Raw genomic sequence first — 15853 nt, forward strand, 5'->3', positions numbered from 1 at the left:
CGCATGGCCTCGTTGCAATGAGCCCCCATGCAAGCCAAATGGCTGAAGCTTGCGGCCAAAATATGTTCAAGGGGCGTCCAAAAGTTGAGTTTCGGGACCCGTATCGACCGCTATCTGGCGCGGCTGATCTTCGTGCCGCTGCTCGCGACGCTTACCCTCGCGGCAATGCTGCTGTTGCTCGACAAGATGCTGCGGCTGTTCGATTTCGTCGTCCGCCAGGGCGGGCCGGTCAACGTCGTCTGGCAGATGCTCGCCAATCTTATCCCGGAATATCTGTCGCTCGGCATTCCGATCGGGCTGATGCTCGGCGTGCTGCTCGCGTTCCGGAAGCTGGCTTTGTCTTCCGAGCTAGACACCTTGCGGGCGGTGGGGCTCGGCTATGGGCGGCTGCTGCGCGTGCCGTACCTGTTCGCAATCGCTCTGGCTGCGCTCAACCTCGCGATCGTCGGCTTCGTCCAGCCGAAGGCGCGCTACGCCTACGAAGGCCTCCGCTTTGACCTCCGCTCAGGAGCGCTCGGAGCCTCCATCAAGGTCGGTGAGTTCAACAATCTCGGGCGGCGGATGACGCTCCGCGTCGAGCGGACCGACGATGAGGGCCGGCACCTCCACCAGGTCTTCATCCGCGCCGAAAGCAAGGACGGCCGCTGGCTCGTCGCGACCGCCGACCTCGGCCAGTTTCTCGCCACCGACGATCCCGACACGATCATCCTCCGCCTCACGCGAGGCCGGATGGTGCACGATGCCCCGAATTACCGAACGCCGCGGGCGCTGAGCTTCGCCAGCCACGACATCCCGGTGAACCTGCCCAGCACCGAACGCTTCCGCGCTCGCGGCAGCGGCAATGAAGAGCTTACCATTCCGGAGCTTGTGCGCCACGGGCGCCTCGCCAAGCTCCCCGACAAGCTCCGGGATGCAACGCGCGCGAACTTCCACTTCCGGATGGTGGAGGTGGCGATGATGCTGCTTCTGCCGCTGCTTGCGGTGGCGCTGGCCGTGCCTCCGAAGCGAAGTACGTCGGGGCTCGGCATCTTCGTCTCGATCGTGATGATCGTCACCTATCACAAGATCAACCAGTATGCCGAGCAGATGGGGGCGCAGGGCCGCATCGATCCTGTGATCGCCTTGTGGGTGCCGTTCGCTCTGTTCGCACTGCTCATCTTCTGGATGTACTGGACGCTCGCCTACAAGCCCGGCGGCCAGCCGATCGGGGCGCTCGAGCGGGTCTTCTCGAAGCTGGGCAAGGGCATCGGCCGTATCCTACGGCTGCCGCAGCGCCTCCGGGCGCAGCCGTCCTGAGCCGATGAACCTGCACTTCTTTCCTTCGAAGCGGCTGGCTTTCTACCTTGCCAAGCTGTTCGTGCTCCGCAGCCTGGCGGTGCTCGCCGCGTTGGTGATCATCCTCCAGACGCTCGATCTCCTTGGCGAAAGCGGCAAGATCCTTCGCCATCCGGGGAACGGCGATGCGGAATTGTGGCAATATGTGTCGCTCCGTGTGCCCCAGCTCGTCTCTCGCTTCCTGCCCTTCGCGGTGCTGCTTGGGACCTTAATCACCCTTGCGACGCTGAACCAGAACAGCGAGATCGTCAGCATGAAGGCGGCGGGCATCTCCGCCCACCAGATCGTTGCGCCTTTGGTGGTTGCAAGCATCGCCATTGCCGCCGTCACCTTCGCCTTCCAGGAACGGATCGTCACGCGCGCCATTGCGACGCTCGATACGTGGGAGGCAGTGGATTACGGCCCGATGCCACCTGAAAGCCGGACGTCGCAGAATGTCTGGGTCCGGCACGGCGAGGATCTCATCTTCGCCCGCCTCGTCAGCGGCCGAGGCACGGGAACGCGGCTCCGGGACGTCAGGATCTACGACCGCAGCGGCGGCACCCTGATGTCGATCCTCACCGCCACAAGCGGCCGCTCGCAAGGCGATGCATGGCTGCTGGAGGATGTCGAGCGGTTTGAAGTGACGAACACCCGCGTGACGCGGATACCGGCCGTGATCTTTGGAGAAGGCGTGGATCCGACCCGCTTCACCCTCTCGAACGTCGATCCGGACCAGAAGGACTTCCGGGCGCTCCAGGACGCAATCGATCAGATGAAGGCCGCCGGCCGCCCCACTTCGGCCCTTGAGGCAGGGCTCTGGCACAAGGTTTCAGGCCCTCTTTCGGTGCTTCTGATGCCCCTCCTCGCCGGCGTCGCTGCCTTCGGCCTCGCGCGATCCGGGCAGCTCTTCCTTCGTGTGGTGTTGGGGATGGCGTTGGGGTTTGCTTATTTCGTGGCGGACAATTTCGCGCTGGCGATGGGGAATTTCGGCGCTTATCCGCCCGCGCTCGCGGCCTGGGCGCCGTTCGTCCTGTTCCTCCTGATCGGCGAGGCGGTGCTGATTCGGACCGAGGAGTGAGCGACCCGGTCACGCGCGGCGACGTCGCCAGGGGCGCCGGCCTCGCCGGCCTCGCCCGCGCCGGAGCGCTGATCGAAGCCGTCGCCCAGCCCTTGTTCGTCTGGCTGTTCGGCCTCGCGAGCTACGGCATCTACGTGGTCCTGTGGGGCGCGGTGAACCTCGTCTCCAACATCGTCGATCTGTCGATGACGGTCGCGCTCCAGCGCGTCGTCCCAGGCATCGACGACGAGACCCGCGCCCACGCCGCGGTAAAATTCTCGCTTCTCGTCTCCGTCCTCCCCGCAACCGCGATCGCGCTCCTCGTGTCGCTGAACGCGGAAAGCGTCGCCAGCCTCTTCTCCACCGCCGCCGAAGACCGCGCCTCGCTCCCGACCGCAATCGCCTTCTTCGTCTGGGCGCTGCCGCTCTGGACCTTCATCGAGGTCGCCACCTCCGCAGCCCGCGCCCGCCGCGCCTTCGGCCCGGAGATCCGACTCCGCATCCTCTGGGAGCAGATCGCCCGCATCCTGTTCGCACTCGGCTTTTTCGCGGCGGGCATGGACAGCTTCGGCCTCATCGCCGCGCACCTCTGCTCGCTCGCGCTGACGGCGGCGCTCTGCGTCCCCCTCATTTCGCGCTACTACCGGCTGAAGCTCCTCCTCCGCGCGCCCGTCGGCCGCCCGCTCGCGCGCGAGCTCCTCGCCACCGGCCTCGGCCTCCTCCCGGCCGCGATGGCGCGCCGCTTCCTGATCGACGGCCCGCCAGTCGCGCTCAACCTCATGCTCCCCGGCGCGCGCGGAGCCACCGCCGCCGGCCTGTTCGAGATCGCGAGGAAGATCTCGACCGTGCCTTTGATCGTCCGCCAGGCCTTCGGCTACGTGCTCGGGCCACTCTCCTCGGCGCAGGCGCGTGCGGACCGGGAGGCGGTCGCACCGCTCTACCGCTTCTCCTGCCGCGTCTCCGCCGCCCTCGTCGTGCCGCTCGGCGGGCTGCTGGTCTTCGCCGGCCCCGACATCCTCAGCGTCTACCGGCCGGAAGCGATGGCCGCGCTCCCGCTCCTCTACGTGCTCGTCGCCGCGCGCGCGATCGAAGCGGTCGTCGGCCCCGCGACCACCGTCATCGAGATGATCGGCCACCGCGCGCTCCCCACCCTCAACAGCCTCGCCGGCACCGCGCTCTGGGCTTTCCTCGCCTTCCTGCTGGTGCCGCGCTCAGGCGCGATGGGCATGGTGATCGCGGTCGCCGCGGCGACCTTCGTCATCGCGTCGGCCGCGACGATCGAGCTCCGCATCTCGGACGGCCTCTCGCCCTTCGACGCGAAGCTGCTTCGCAACCTCGCCGTCTCGCTTGCCGGCGTCGCGCTGATGGCGCTCGCCGCCTATCTCGCCCGCGGCCCCGTCCGCTTCGCCCTTGTGCTCCTGCTCTGGGCCCTCACCAGCTGGTCCACCCTCCGCTTCGGCCTCGTCCGCTCCGACCGCGAGGCGCTCGGCGGCCTGGCGCGGCGGCTGCGGCTGGTTTGAGGTATCTTCCAGTCACCCGCTCCGGCTGACCGGGCAAGCAGCCGCTATCCTATCTGGAATCTTTTCTTGACAGCGTCACGCTGATGTGGTACATCTTTGCCAAGCTCCGGAAGTGCGACCGAATTCCGGCCGCAGTTTACCTTCGGCAGGGCCCGCGGAGCCGCTGGCGGGCTGGGGTGGGAGGAGGACGGCATGGATCTCGGAGCGGGTTAGGAAGCTGGCGAAGCTGGACCCAACAAGGAAGGCCTGTGATGAGCGAGCGCACCCTCAAAATAGAGCCGCGGTTATGCTTCGGTTCGGCTGGGCTACGAGGCCTCGTTTGCGCCGATGATGGACTGTCTCGTTTCTTTGTAGAACAGGCCAGTCGCCGAGGCAGGAGCCCGTGGAGAAGCCGGATTGGTGGACCCTCTCGCCGTTCGGTTAGGACTAACAGCGTTGATAAGGGCAGTCTCCAAGGCTGGTGATCGCCGGGTTACGCAGGATGATCGGCTGGTCTACCGCGTGAACGGAAAGGGCGAGGATCAGAGCCTCGAAATCGCTCCGCCTCGCCCTCCGACACTCAGTTCAAAAAGGAGACGGTGGCGCCAAGCGGGAATATGACGATGACGAGCAGGGTTTTCAGGAGCAGAGTTCGACCGGCGATGGAGCAGCCGCAACCATCGCGATGGGGATCGCGCCGTCAACGTCATCAACAGCGGGTTTCAGAAGCGGCACCGTCGTCTGAACTCAAATTTGACACTTTCGGCGCACATGTCCATCTAGACGCTTAGGAGAATGTCAATGTCAGTCCCACATATGATCCGATTGTCTTATCAGAGGCATTCCGAGACCGGGCTGCTCGCGGCGTTCAGCCACGACCTCAAAGGCCTTCTCGCAATGGGCCGCACCTTCGAGGAGCTTCACGAGGAGCTTCCCCACCTGATCGTCGATCTGGTGAAGGAGCGCTATGGTGCGGACGTGCGCGTTGAATGGGAAGACGATGAACCCATCGCTCCGGGTTTCGAAACGGCGGTCGAGAAGTGCGCTAAGCTCGAGCTTGAGCACGCCTAACTGTCCAGCGAGACGTGCAGCTTCTTAACAATGTGAAGTGCCGCTTCCCGCTCTTCATGGGACAACGGGGCAGGATCTGGAATGTGGCAGGGGTCCGCGTCCCGGTTCAGCATTGAAAAGGTGCGAGGGGTGAGCCGGCGCGGGTTGCTAAAGCCCCAGCCCTTTAATGTGCCCCAGTATTCCTGTTCGGTCATCTACCGACCCCTGTTCACGCCTTAGTTGCCTTCTTGCGCGTCTGGCGTAGAACGCGCAGAGGGTCCCTCATCCGGGGCTCGATCCCGGATGGTCGGTTGCAGGCTAGGGCGCCTACGGACCACCACGACCTAACCTGGCGCGACTACCCGTTTCGCAGGCGGTGTTCAGGGGCGGCCCTTAGCTGTTCACCACGCCATGACTCTTTCGCCGCCAACCGTCAATCCCCCCGTTATGCGAAACCTGTGGATTGTCGCGAATCTAATGAGGGATGTTGGTTTGCTAAATCTGGATAACGAGAGTAGAATTAGCACCTATTTTCCAACCTTGTTTGGATAAGGAGTGGGGTTATGGTTCTGGATCAACCTTCGTCGCAGGACCCGGATGTCGCTGAAGAAGGCGATATCAACGATCCGCGTCAGCGTTCCACAATCGGTTTTCCATATGCGGATTTGGCAGACGTCGAGCAGCTAGTTCAAGCAATCCATTCGCAGGTAGGCGGCGGCGAGTGTGACGATAGCCAACTCGCTCCTTGGCTTGGATTGAGCCCAAAGAGTAGCGGTTTCAGGGTGCGTGTCTCAGCCGCTCGCTTGTTCGGCGTTATCGAAAGTCACGACGGCAATCACCGGCTGACCGATCTGGGCAAGATGATCGTTGATCCGCTCCGCCAGCGAACGGCCAGGGTCCACGCGTTTCTCAACGTGCCTCTATTTGAAAAGATATACGAGCAGCACAAAGGCGGCGTACTTCCGCCCGCAGCTGCCTTAGAACGTGCAATCGAGGCTGCGGGGGTGGCACCAAAGCAAAAGTCCCGCGCTCGACAGGTTCTAGAGCGCTCGGCGGAACAGGCAGCGTTTTTCGAGCAAGGCCGCAACCGGCTCGTAAAGCCCGGGATTACCGACGCTCAGGGACCGCAGGAAGAAACGAAGTCCCGGCCCAACGACAATGGTGGCAACTCAAATGGAGGAGACGAGCCGCTCCTGGACAAGATGCTCCTCGGACTCATTGACCGCCTCCCTCGAAATACGTCCAAATGGGCCGTTGAGGAGCGGATTGCATGGCTTTCCGCCGCAACCGTGATCTTCCAGCTAGTGTATGGGATTGAGCCGGAGGTACAGATCAGTACCAAAGGAACGAAGGTCACCATCAGTGGGTCGTCCGATTAGCCTTAAGCCACCTTGGTTGAGGAGGAGCTGAGGGATTGCTTAGCATCCTCGATGCGGACGCAACGAAACCCAAAGCGCAAAAAGGCCCCGCCACCCGGGAGGGAGTTAGCGGGGCTTCTTGTCTTCTGTTATTGTTCTTTATGGCGGCGCAGGAGGCGATAGGCCAAAGCTAGCCCAGTCGCGACCGTCACAGCGTTCGCAAAGAACGCCATCAGGTCACCCATTGTCTCAACCTTTCATGTCGAGAGGTGGGCGCTTGCCTCATATGCGCCATCCCTCTCATGCGAGGCAAGGGCGAATCTAAAGGGATTCTATATACAACCAGTTAACAAGCCGTAAAAATCGCAGCAAACATCTACATACTGGGCGATGTCTCGCCACCGCCGGCTGGATCAAGACCACGGGGAATGGCGCTGGGAGATAGTCTGCATTGGCGGCAACGACAGACACCGTGTTTTTCACGCTCCGTTCAGCTTGCGCTTGTACAGATATTTGTACATAACCATCTGGCGGTGACGGAGGATGCCATGGACGTTGTGAGCTATTCGGACGCCCGCGCGAACCTAAAAGGGGTGATGGACCGGGTTGTGAACGACCGAACCCATGTCGTCATCACGCGCCAGAAGGCAGAGGCGGTCGTCGTCGTTTCATTGGAAGACTGGAATGCGATGGAGGAGACCATGCACCTCCTGTCCACGCCGGCCAATGCGGAGCGGCTGCGCGAGTCCATTCGTCAGCTCGAAAACGGTGGAGGGACCGAGCGGGAGCTGGTGACGGAGCGTGAAGCCGCGGCGTGAAGCTCCTGTGGTCCGATAGCGCCTGGGACGATTATCTCTACTGGCACGGCACGGACGCCAAGACCTTCCAGAGGCTGAACGACATCATCAGGGAATGCAGGCGGACACCTTTCAAGGGGATTGGAAAGCCGGAGCCCTTGAAGGGCGGCCTCCAAGGCTGGTGGTCGCGCCGGATTAGCCAGGATGATCGGCTGGTCTACCGCGTGGAGGGAAAGGGCGAGGATCAGCGCCTCGAAATAGCCCAGTGCCGCTTCCATTACTGATTTCAGACGAAAGCGGCGATGGCCGGTGCTATAGTGTGACGATGACGAGCGGCGAATTCAGGTGAGGAAGCTGGTGAAGCTGGATCTAACCGAGCAAGGCCGGTGATGAGCGACCGCACCTTCAAAGTAGGAGCCGCACTTGTGGTTTCGCTGGCCGCGCTGGTTGCGTTGGGGGTGGGGTACGAGGCCTGGTTTGCACCGATGATGGATTGCCTTGGTTCTTGGCAGAACAACTAAGCATGCTGGTGAAGCAGAAGCCTGTCGAGAAGCCCGAGTGATCGAACCGTGCGAGGGTTGCGGAAGACCGATCCTTGAGGCCGGAATGTATGAACGCTGCACACGCTGCACCGTCATTGGCGCTTGGCCTTGGGGCTTAGCCTTGCTCGGCCTCTCGCTACTCGCTGTGATGGCTCTGTGAAGCATAAGCCGGTGGAGAAGCCGGAGTGACCAGCGGCCTTGCGGATGCGGAAGGTGATTTGAAACAGGCTCAGGATATTCTGAGGCACGGGTCACCCAGCGATGGAGAGACGTGGCTGCTGTTAGCTACATTGGTCGGAGAAGCCGATTTGGCCTTCCAAGCAGCGAAGCGGCGTAACCCGTATCTCACATTTCCGCTCCTCGATGACGTTGTCGAAGAGTTCCGCGAGATGACGGCTGGCTTCACCGATCCGGTGTTTCTGCGTGCCACTGGCGCAGCGCGCCGTCGCAACCGCGCTCTATTCGGCTAATCTCTGCTGGCTTTGTAAGCTACATATACGCCACATTCTTGCTAGGCTTCAGAGGTGTGACCATCGGTGGCGGCGCTGTCGCCTTCCTGCTGTTGATCGTGTTCTTCGTCATCCGTGGCATAAGCGGGCACAAGCGGCATGGAGACGGATCGGAAAATCTCGATAGCTGGGGATCCGGTGGCACTGGCATCGACTAACCCGCTGGTCCGTGACGCGGGCTCTCGATTTCATGGATGACGGGCAGCGCTTTTGGGAAGCGGGGGCGGGCGCTCGTGAAGCAGGAGCCGGTGGAACAACCGAAGCCGTGAGTCGCTCGGGAGGCCATGCCGCGATTTTATCTGCATGTCAGCGACGGGAAGCTGTTCGCTGAAGACCTGGAAGGCTCGGAATATCACGACGTGGAGGCTGCGCGGCGGGCGGCGATCGTGGGGCTGCGGGACGTGATGGCCGAAGAACTGAAGCATGGCCAGATCAACATGGCTTCGTTCGTCGAGATCGAGGACGAAAACCGCCAGCTCGTCATGACGGTGCCGTTCCTCGATGCCGTCGAGGTTCTGACCAAGCACCACCGCCGGCCCAGGGACTAGCGCCGGACCTTGCAGGCGACGTAGACGCAAAAAAGGGGCGGCCTGAGCCGCCCCTCGTTCGAGCGGAAGCCCGCGCTTAGCGGGGGCCGACGCCGCCGCCGCCGAGGCCGGCGCTGTTCTTGTCGCCAGTGCCGCTGTTGCCGGGGCCGCCGCCGGCATTCTTGGCGAGCGGACGGTTATTGTTGTTGGTCGCGCTGCTGGACGTGCCCTGGCCGCGATCGCCGCCGGCTCCGCCGCCGCCGCGGCCGCCGGCCACGAAGCTCACTTCATTGCTGCCGAGATTACGCATGTTCTTCTCCTCAGATGCGCCCCGAGGAAAGGGCGCGGCGGGAGAAAGCGCCAACATGCGGCTCGGTTCAATCGGGCAGTTTCGGCAGTCCCGATCGGGGACGGAAGGCGGCGCCTTCGTTGCGCTTCGGCCGGGGCGCGAAACAGCTCTTTGATTGACGGGGACCATGAGGCCGGACGGCATTGCCGCTCCGGCCTTTCTTTTGCGGGAGGGACGGATGGGAAAGAGGATCGAGCCGCGGGCGCTGGGGGCGTTCGTGGAGGCGCTGGAGCGGGGGGCGCATGTGCTGGAGGCGGCGAAGGCGGCGGGAGTGGCGGCATCGTCATTCTACCGGCTTCGGAAGCGCGATCCCGCCTTCGCCGAAGCCTGGGACGAGGCGATGGCGAAGAGCAGCGCGCCGGTGCTGATCGCGCCCGGCAACGGCCGCAAGCTGCAGAAGAGGCGGACCCGGCGGATCCGCTTTACGCGGGAGCGGAAGGAGAGGTTCCTGGCGCATTTCGCGGCCACCTGCGATGCGACCGCATCGGCCGCGGCGGCGGGCGTCTGCGCGTCGACCGTCGACAAGCATCTGGCGAGCGACCCCCTGTTCGCCGAGGGCTGGCAGGCGGCGCTCGAGACCGGTTACCTCGCGCTGGAGGCCGAGCTGGTAGCGCAGCGACGGGCGGCGCACCGGGCCTACCGCGTCTCGCCCGACCAGGACGCGGCGGGGGCGGCGAAGGATTTCGACCGGAGCCTGCAATTGCTGACCGCCTGGCGGCGGAAGGACGGGAGCGTCGGACGGCGGCCCGGCCGGCCGCAGCGATCGGACATCGAGACGGCGCGGGCGCGGCTGGAAAAGGCGATGCGGATATTGGGGATCCGCTTTCCGGGATCGGAGGGATGAGGGGCGGCCGCTTGTCCCGTCCCGACCTCCGGAGCCTGCTGATCGCGCTGGAGCATGCGGAGCCGGCGAAGCGGGCGCGGGTGCTGGACCGCCTCTCCCCCGCCGACATCCGCGCGCTCGCGGAGGAATGGGAATGGCAGGCGCATGGCAGCCAGCAGGAGCCGGGGGGCAGCTGGCGGGTGTGGATGATCATGGCCGGCCGCGGCTTCGGCAAGACCCGCACCGGCGCCGAATGGGTGAGCGGGCTCGCCCGGCAACATCCGGAGGCGCGGATCGCACTGGTGGGCGCGAGCCTCGCCGACGTCGCAAGCGTGATGGTGGAGGGGCCGAGCGGCATATTGAGCGTCGCTCAGACGGGCGAGGCGCCGCGCTGGATCGCAAGCCGGGGCCTGCTTGAATTTTCCTCGGGCGCGAAGGCCTTCGCTTATTCGGGCGCGGCGCCGGAGCAGTTGCGCGGGCCGGAGCATCATTTCGCCTGGGCCGACGAGCTTGCGAAATGGACCCGTGCGGAGGCGGCATGGGACAATCTGCAGCTCGGGCTGAGATGCGGCGAGCGGCCGCGGACTTTGGTGACGACGACGCCGAAGCCGATGGCGCTCCTCACCCGGATCAAGGCGATGCCGGACACGGAAGAAAGAGGCGGGCGGACGGCTGAGAACCTCCATCTGCCGAACTGCTTCGCGGCGGAGATGGAGGCGATCTACGGCGGGACCCGGCTTGGGCGGCAGGAGCTTTGGGGCGAGCTGATCGAGGATGTGGAGGGGGCGCTCTGGAGCCGGGCGCTGATCGAGGGGTGCCGGGTTCCGGCGATTGCGCCGGGCGACGGCGGAGAGCGGGCGTTGCGGCGGATCGTGGTGGGCGTCGATCCGCCGGCTTCGGCCGACGGGGATGCGTGCGGGATCGTGGTGTGCGGGCTTGGGGAGGACGGCACCGGCTATGTGCTTGCCGACTGCACCGTCTCCGGCCTTTCGCCCGAAGGTTGGGCACGGGCGGCGGCGCGGGCTGCGGACCTGTGGGAGGCGGACCGGGTGATCGCCGAGAAGAATATGGGCGGCGACATGGTGGAAAGCGTGCTTCGAAGCGTCGATCCGCGCCTGCCGGTGACGCTGGTGAGCGCAAGCCGGGGCAAGAGCGCCCGGGCGGAGCCGGTGGCGGCGCGGTTCGAGACCGGCGCCGCACGGCTGGCGGGGCACTTCCCGGAGCTCGAGGACCAGCTGGCCGGGCTGACCGCGGGCGGGGCCTATCACGGGCCGGGACGGAGCCCGGACCGGGCGGACGCCTGCATCTGGGCGCTGACCGAGCTCCTGCTGAAGCAGCGGCCGGAGCCGCGCGTGCGGCTGCTCTAGCGCGGGTGGAGCGCGACAGGGCCGCAAAACCGCCTTATTGCGAATTCATGACGCGGACACATATTAAGGCGTAGCAGGCCGGCATCCGGCGAAATCCGAGCAGTTCGAGGACCTTAGACGTGAAACTGGCACAATCGATCCGGCCGAGCTTCTGGCGGCGGGAGCATCATTTGGACAAGATGACGCTGAAGGAGCTGGTGGTCGCCTATGCGCAATATCCGGCGATCATCGCCTATGTGCTGCTGAGCGCGGTTGCGATCGGCGGCTATGCGTGGCGGCCGGCGCCGATCGCGCCGACTTTGGTGACGATCCTCGTTTCGACGTTCATCTACCCGCTCGTCTGGTACGTGCTCCACCGCTGGGTGCTTCACAGCCGCTGGATGTTCAAGGTGCCGATCCTCGCTTCGACCTGGAAGCGGATCCATTACGACCACCACCAGGACCCGAACCATCTCGAAGTGCTGTTCGGAGCGCTGCACACGACGCTTCCGACGATCGCGCTTGCGACGGCGCCGGTGGGCTATGCGATCGGGCTTGCCTGGGCGGGGCCGGAGGCGGCGGTGGGGACGGCCGCGATCGCGTTCGCGACGGGGCTGCTCACCACCTGCTTCTACGAATTCTGCCACTGCATCCAGCACCTCGCCTACAAGCCGAAATCGAAGTGGCTCGCGGAGATGAAGCGCCGCCACATGGCGCACCATTTCCACGACGAGAACGGCAATTACGGCATCACCACCTTCTTCTGGGACAAGCTGTTCGGCACCCATTACGACCGGCCCGAGCGGCCGAAGAAGAGCGAGACCGTCTTCAACCTCGGCTACACGCCGGAAATCGCCGAGCGCTATCCGCACGTGGCGCGGCTGTCGGGCGGCGTTGCGACCGGGCATCCGCGGAAGCGCGGCGAGGGGTAAGCCGTTGAATCCGGCTCGGTGGAACCGGGACGGCTTTGCGGGCTTCTAGAGCGGAGGCGAGGCTTGGTGCCCGCCGCCCGTTTCACGGAAGACCCTAGCAGATGCGTACCATTGCCGGCACCTTCCCAAGCCTCGGCGAAGCAGAAGCCGCGGGCCGCCGCCTGGAAGCGTTCGGAATCCCGCCCGGCGCGATCAAGGTGCAGGCGGCACCGGGCGGCGCGCTCGGCGGATCGGGCGGCGTCGTCCTGACGGCGAAGGTGCCGCCCGAGCATGTGCAGGCGGCGAGCGGTATCCTTGCGGGACGGGCGACGAAGGCTGCCGAGCCGGCGATCTCCCCCGGAGCCGCTCCGGCGGGCGACGCGGCGAGCGGCCATGTCTATTTCGGAGGGCCTGCCGACGGTGCGGCCCGGCCGCCGCGGCCCCAGCCTGCCGCCGCAACGCCGCGGCGGGAAAGCGCTGGCGACGCTGACGAACAGGCGCGCTGGTGGAGGAGGTTCGTGCTGATGACCGGCGCCGCCTTGCTGATCGCCTTCTTCGTCGGTGCGCTGCTGGGGCTGGTCGTCCCCGAGTAGAAACGAAGCGGGCCGCGCGACGGCGGCCCGCTCCCTCTTCTAGCGACGCTCGCCGTTCCGCTCGAACTCGGAAACGTTGGTGTCGGTGCCCGTGCCGCCGCCGGCGGAGGCATCGCCGCCGAAGCCGCTGAACGCGGAGCGGCCCTGGCCTTCCGAAGCAGCGCCTTCGACGTCGACCTCGGTCCGGCGCACCGTGTCCTCGATCTGCTCGGTGCGCTCTTCGGCAGTCTTGCTGACAACCACTTCCTCGCGCACCTGGGCGACCTTCTGGACCACGGCCTCCTCGGCCGTTTCGCGCATTTCGACCGTCCGCTCCTGGAGGAGAGCGGCGGCGTCGGCCGTGCTGACCGTCTCGCTCACCGGCCGGCGCTCGACCTGCACATGCTCCTCGCGGAGCGTCACCTGCTCCTGCACCGGCACTTCCCGGACGTAGGAGCGGACGCGGGCGCCGCCCCGCGACACTTCACGCTTGCCGACACGAAGCTCTTCCTCGACGACCGGGATGCGCTGCTCCTCGACCACGTTTCCGCTCGTCCCAGTGGCTTGGGTCTGGCCGCTGCCGGTGCCGCCGCTGGCAGCATAGGGCGCCCAGCCTTCGCTCCGCCAGCTTTCCTGGCGCCGGTCGAGATCGACGCTCGAGCTTTCCTCGAGCAGCCGCACGATCTCGTCCGGATCCTCGCCCCCGTCGACCTCGGCGCACAGGAGGAAGCCGCCGCGCCGCAGCCCCTCGCCATAGGCATGCCGGTCCTCGTTCGTCATGTAGAGATTGCTCAGCGAGCCGCTCCCGGACCCTCCCGAGCCGTTCGAATCCTGGTCGATGATCTTCACGCGCTCGACATCGACTGCGGTGGTCAGCCGCTGCCGCGCGGCTTCTGCTTCGGCTCTGGTGTCGTACAATGCGGTTACTGTCCGGGACATAAGCTACTCTCCTTGGTGGTTCCCCGCTCTACTCGAGGCGGAAAAGCGGCGCCGGGCGCCGCGATCCCGCAACCTCTATTGCCGCCTCAGCGCGGCCGAACCTCGCCGGTGCTCCCGAGCTCCTCGGTCTCCACCTCGGTCCGGCGCACGGTTTCCTCGATCTGCTCGGTGCGCCGCTCCACGCTTTTCCTGACGACGATTTCCTCGCGGACGAATGCTTCCTTCGAGACCACCGCCTCCTCGCGCATCTCGCTGACCTCGATCACGCGCTCCTGAAGGAGGCCGCCGCTGATCACTTCCTCTTCCGTCAACCGGCGGTTGGCCGGCCGCCGCTCGACGCTTGCATGCTCCTCGGCGAGCTCCACCTGCTCCCGCACCGGGGTCTCGCTGGTGAAGGTGTGGACGCGCGCGCCGCCGCGGAGCACCTCGCGCTTACCGATCCGGAGCTCCTCCTCGACGATCGGTATCCGCTCTTCCTGAGCGGCGCCCGCTTGAGGCATGGCCGGCGCAGGGGCGGCCGCGGCCGGCCCTGCCTGCGCATCGCTCTTGCCCGCCATTCCGCGCAGCACGCGGAGCGCCGCCTCGGCGTTCCGATCGCTGGCGACCTGCGCCACCAGAAGGAAGCCGCCGCGCTTCAGCTGCTGCTCGCAAAGCGCTCGCTCCTCTCGGCTGAGGTCCAGGCTGTCGAGCGTGAACGATGCGGCCGGGCCCTGGCTGACGATCGCGGAATCGGTGAGCGTCACCTCGGCGCCGACCACTTCCAGCGCCTGCTCGGCGGCCTGCTCGCTCTCGTAGCGGGCTGTGACGACCCTCGGCATCTCAGATCACCCTCGGCGGCGGCGCGGGTTCCGGCTGCGCGGGCTCCGGCTGCCGGACGGCCGCAGCGCCGCCGTCGCGTTCCACGGCTGCGGTCTCGGACCGGATCGTCACCGGTATTTCCTCAGTCGCCATGGCGGTCTTCCGCCGCACATGGATTTCCTCGACCAGAACCAGCCGCTTCTCGACCACCACCACTTCCTCGACCACCGGGATGATCGTCGTATTCCCTTCGAGACGGACGCCCGGGAGCTCGGAGAGCGGCAGGTTCTTCGGGATCCTTTCGACCTCCACCTCGTCGTGCGCCAGCTCGACGGGCACGAGTTCCTCGCGTTCTTCGACGGAGATGCGGACCCGCAGCCGGCCGGCTTCGACCTGCCGCTTGGCGACCGAGACCCGCTCTTCGACAAGCGGAATCGCTGCGACTTCCTCCGGTCCGGCCATTGCGCCCCTTATTCAAGATTGTTCAGGTGATTGCGCGGTCCTAACCCATTTTACCCGCGCGCCGTTCCACGTCTTTTTCGCTTTGCGCCAATCGGTTGCCCGGCGGCGCTGCTTGGAGCTCACGGACCGTTTTGACGGAACGGACGCTGCGCCTGCCCGTTGCGCCAGCGCCCCCAAACCATGGGTGAGTAAACAACAGGAGGATGATATGCGTACCCAATTCAAAGCCGCACTCGTCGCGGCCGCCGCGCTCGCGCTGACCCCCGCCACCGCTTTCGCGCAAGACGCTGCCGATCCCGCCAACACGCAATATGTCGACCGCTCCCAGCAAGAGGACGACAACGACTTCCCCTGGGGTCTTCTTGGCCTCCTCGGCCTGGCCGGCCTGCTCGGGCGCAAGCGCCAGGAGCGCGACATCCACGTCGACGCCCGCAAGCACTAATTACGCCTGGGGCAGGAGCAACCGCCAGGGAGTTCCTGCCCCTTCCCTTTTCAAAGATAAGCAGGCCTGCGGGTAACTAATCCGGTCGCGGCACCCGCTTGCCCTTGGTTCGGCTGGTCAGGTGGAACCAGCGGCAGCGGTCGCAGCGGTAAGCGCGCAGCGGGAGCGCCGCGCGGGCGGCCGCCGCATCCGCTTCCGCAGCCGAGCCGAAGCGGACCTTCCTCTCGCATGTACTAAGCTTGGTACGCACGGCGCACTCCCCCTTAAGTTTTGGCTGCTCTCCGCCCCATAGATGTCCCGAATCGGGACTCGGAGCGCGTTGACTCGTGGTTGACGAGGCGTACACCATCGAGTGTTGGGCGGGGGCAATCGTTCCAACAGGGAGATCACCATGCGGCTCGCAATCCTTCTCGCAGGCGTCGCCCTTGCAAGCCCGGCGCTTGCGGGCGGTTCGGGCTACCCGGCGGCGCCGAAACCGAACGGCTACAATGGCTGCAGCAGCACTCCATCCTGCGGCTATACGCCGCGGCCGGGCAAGCCGCCCAAGCTCGTCTA

General features: G+C 65.5%; 21 protein-coding genes. 15 read left to right on the plus strand and 6 right to left on the minus strand.

Going from position 1 to position 15853, the window contains the following annotated elements; genetic code table 11:
• Positions 1–84: 84 nt before the first annotated feature.
• The 4 genes from lptF to VF662_RS12820 all read left to right on the plus strand — a co-directional run bounded on the left by lptF (position 85) and on the right by VF662_RS12820 (position 4944).
• The gene (lptF, locus tag VF662_RS12805; RefSeq protein ID WP_464141832.1) at positions 85–1296 is read left to right on the plus strand and encodes an LPS export ABC transporter permease LptF; all 1212 of its coding nucleotides are present in this window, start codon (positions 85–87) and stop codon (positions 1294–1296) included.
• Between the two features lie 4 nt (positions 1297–1300).
• Positions 1301–2395 carry an LPS export ABC transporter permease LptG gene (gene lptG, locus VF662_RS12810; RefSeq protein WP_464141834.1) on the plus strand — a complete coding sequence of 365 codons (1095 nt, stop codon included), beginning with the start codon at positions 1301–1303 and terminating at the stop codon, positions 2393–2395.
• Complete coding sequence (locus VF662_RS12815; RefSeq protein WP_464141836.1) at positions 2392–3894, plus strand: lipopolysaccharide biosynthesis protein; 1503 nt, start codon at positions 2392–2394, stop codon at positions 3892–3894. The genes lptG and VF662_RS12815 overlap by 4 nt, the downstream gene beginning before the upstream one ends.
• A gap of 780 nt (positions 3895–4674) precedes the next feature.
• The gene (locus VF662_RS12820; protein WP_464141839.1) at positions 4675–4944 is read left to right on the plus strand and encodes a hypothetical protein; all 270 of its coding nucleotides are present in this window, start codon (positions 4675–4677) and stop codon (positions 4942–4944) included.
• Here VF662_RS12820 and VF662_RS12825 read toward each other — a convergent pair.
• Positions 4941–5138, minus strand: a complete 198-nt coding sequence (locus tag VF662_RS12825) for a hypothetical protein (RefSeq protein WP_464141841.1) — start codon at positions 5136–5138, stop codon at positions 4941–4943. The genes VF662_RS12820 and VF662_RS12825 overlap by 4 nt on opposite strands.
• 348 nt (positions 5139–5486) lie before the next feature.
• Here VF662_RS12825 and VF662_RS12830 point away from each other — a divergent pair, with 348 nt between their 5' ends.
• From VF662_RS12830 to VF662_RS12855, 6 genes are all read left to right on the plus strand, one after another.
• Positions 5487–6302 (plus strand): hypothetical protein, encoded by an 816-nt coding sequence (locus VF662_RS12830; RefSeq protein ID WP_464141843.1) that lies wholly within the window; start codon positions 5487–5489, stop codon positions 6300–6302.
• A gap of 527 nt (positions 6303–6829) precedes the next feature.
• The gene (locus tag VF662_RS12835; protein WP_464141846.1) at positions 6830–7099 is read left to right on the plus strand and encodes a type II toxin-antitoxin system Phd/YefM family antitoxin; all 270 of its coding nucleotides are present in this window, start codon (positions 6830–6832) and stop codon (positions 7097–7099) included.
• Entirely contained in the window at positions 7096–7362 is a 267-nt protein-coding gene (locus VF662_RS12840) for a Txe/YoeB family addiction module toxin (protein ID WP_464141849.1), read from the plus strand. The genes VF662_RS12835 and VF662_RS12840 overlap by 4 nt, the downstream gene beginning before the upstream one ends.
• A 105-nt stretch (positions 7363–7467) precedes the next feature.
• On the plus strand, positions 7468–7599 hold the full coding sequence (locus VF662_RS12845; protein ID WP_464141851.1) for a hypothetical protein: 132 nt from the start codon (positions 7468–7470) through the stop codon (positions 7597–7599).
• A 206-nt stretch (positions 7600–7805) separates the two neighbouring features.
• Positions 7806–8090 carry a hypothetical protein gene (locus VF662_RS12850; RefSeq protein WP_464141853.1) on the plus strand — a complete coding sequence of 95 codons (285 nt, stop codon included), beginning with the start codon at positions 7806–7808 and terminating at the stop codon, positions 8088–8090.
• Positions 8091–8413: 323 nt separating this feature from the next.
• A complete protein-coding gene (locus tag VF662_RS12855; protein ID WP_464141855.1) occupies positions 8414–8677 on the plus strand; it encodes a DUF6894 family protein in 264 nt (87 codons plus the stop codon).
• Positions 8678–8753: 76 nt separating this feature from the next.
• Here the strand turns inward: VF662_RS12855 and VF662_RS12860 are convergent, their stop codons facing one another.
• Positions 8754–8966, minus strand: coding sequence for a hypothetical protein (locus tag VF662_RS12860; protein ID WP_464141857.1), 213 nt, complete (start codon positions 8964–8966; stop codon positions 8754–8756).
• Between the two features lie 217 nt (positions 8967–9183).
• Here VF662_RS12860 and VF662_RS12865 point away from each other — a divergent pair, with 217 nt between their 5' ends.
• The 4 genes from VF662_RS12865 to VF662_RS12880 all read left to right on the plus strand — a co-directional run bounded on the left by VF662_RS12865 (position 9184) and on the right by VF662_RS12880 (position 12678).
• Positions 9184–9849, plus strand: a complete 666-nt coding sequence (locus VF662_RS12865) for a hypothetical protein (protein WP_464141859.1) — start codon at positions 9184–9186, stop codon at positions 9847–9849.
• An 11-nt stretch (positions 9850–9860) separates the two neighbouring features.
• A complete protein-coding gene (locus VF662_RS12870) occupies positions 9861–11195 on the plus strand; it encodes a DNA-packaging protein (protein WP_464141861.1) in 1335 nt (444 codons plus the stop codon).
• A 179-nt stretch (positions 11196–11374) separates the two neighbouring features.
• A complete protein-coding gene (locus tag VF662_RS12875; protein ID WP_464141875.1) occupies positions 11375–12106 on the plus strand; it encodes a sterol desaturase family protein in 732 nt (243 codons plus the stop codon).
• A 101-nt stretch (positions 12107–12207) separates the two neighbouring features.
• The gene (locus VF662_RS12880; protein ID WP_464141863.1) at positions 12208–12678 is read left to right on the plus strand and encodes a hypothetical protein; all 471 of its coding nucleotides are present in this window, start codon (positions 12208–12210) and stop codon (positions 12676–12678) included.
• Between the two features lie 39 nt (positions 12679–12717).
• Here VF662_RS12880 and VF662_RS12885 read toward each other — a convergent pair whose 3' ends face one another.
• From VF662_RS12885 to VF662_RS12895, 3 genes are all read right to left on the minus strand, one after another.
• Positions 12718–13596, minus strand: coding sequence for a YsnF/AvaK domain-containing protein (locus VF662_RS12885; RefSeq protein ID WP_464141866.1), 879 nt, complete (start codon positions 13594–13596; stop codon positions 12718–12720).
• Between the two features lie 86 nt (positions 13597–13682).
• A complete protein-coding gene (locus tag VF662_RS12890) occupies positions 13683–14414 on the minus strand; it encodes a YsnF/AvaK domain-containing protein (protein WP_464141868.1) in 732 nt (243 codons plus the stop codon).
• Between the two features lies 1 nt (position 14415).
• Positions 14416–14856 (minus strand): YsnF/AvaK domain-containing protein, encoded by a 441-nt coding sequence (locus tag VF662_RS12895; protein ID WP_464141870.1) that lies wholly within the window; start codon positions 14854–14856, stop codon positions 14416–14418.
• Positions 14857–15064: 208 nt separating this feature from the next.
• Between VF662_RS12895 and VF662_RS12900 the strand changes: the two genes are divergently transcribed.
• Complete coding sequence (locus tag VF662_RS12900) at positions 15065–15298, plus strand: WGxxGxxG family protein (RefSeq protein WP_464141871.1); 234 nt, start codon at positions 15065–15067, stop codon at positions 15296–15298.
• Positions 15299–15374: 76 nt separating this feature from the next.
• Here the strand turns inward: VF662_RS12900 and VF662_RS12905 are convergent, their stop codons facing one another.
• Positions 15375–15548, minus strand: a complete 174-nt coding sequence (locus VF662_RS12905; protein ID WP_464141873.1) for a hypothetical protein — start codon at positions 15546–15548, stop codon at positions 15375–15377.
• Positions 15549–15853: the final 305 nt, after the last annotated feature.

Origin of the sequence: Allosphingosinicella sp. (assembly GCF_036387215.1) — a bacterium.
Taxonomy (GTDB): domain Bacteria; phylum Pseudomonadota; class Alphaproteobacteria; order Sphingomonadales; family Sphingomonadaceae; genus Allosphingosinicella.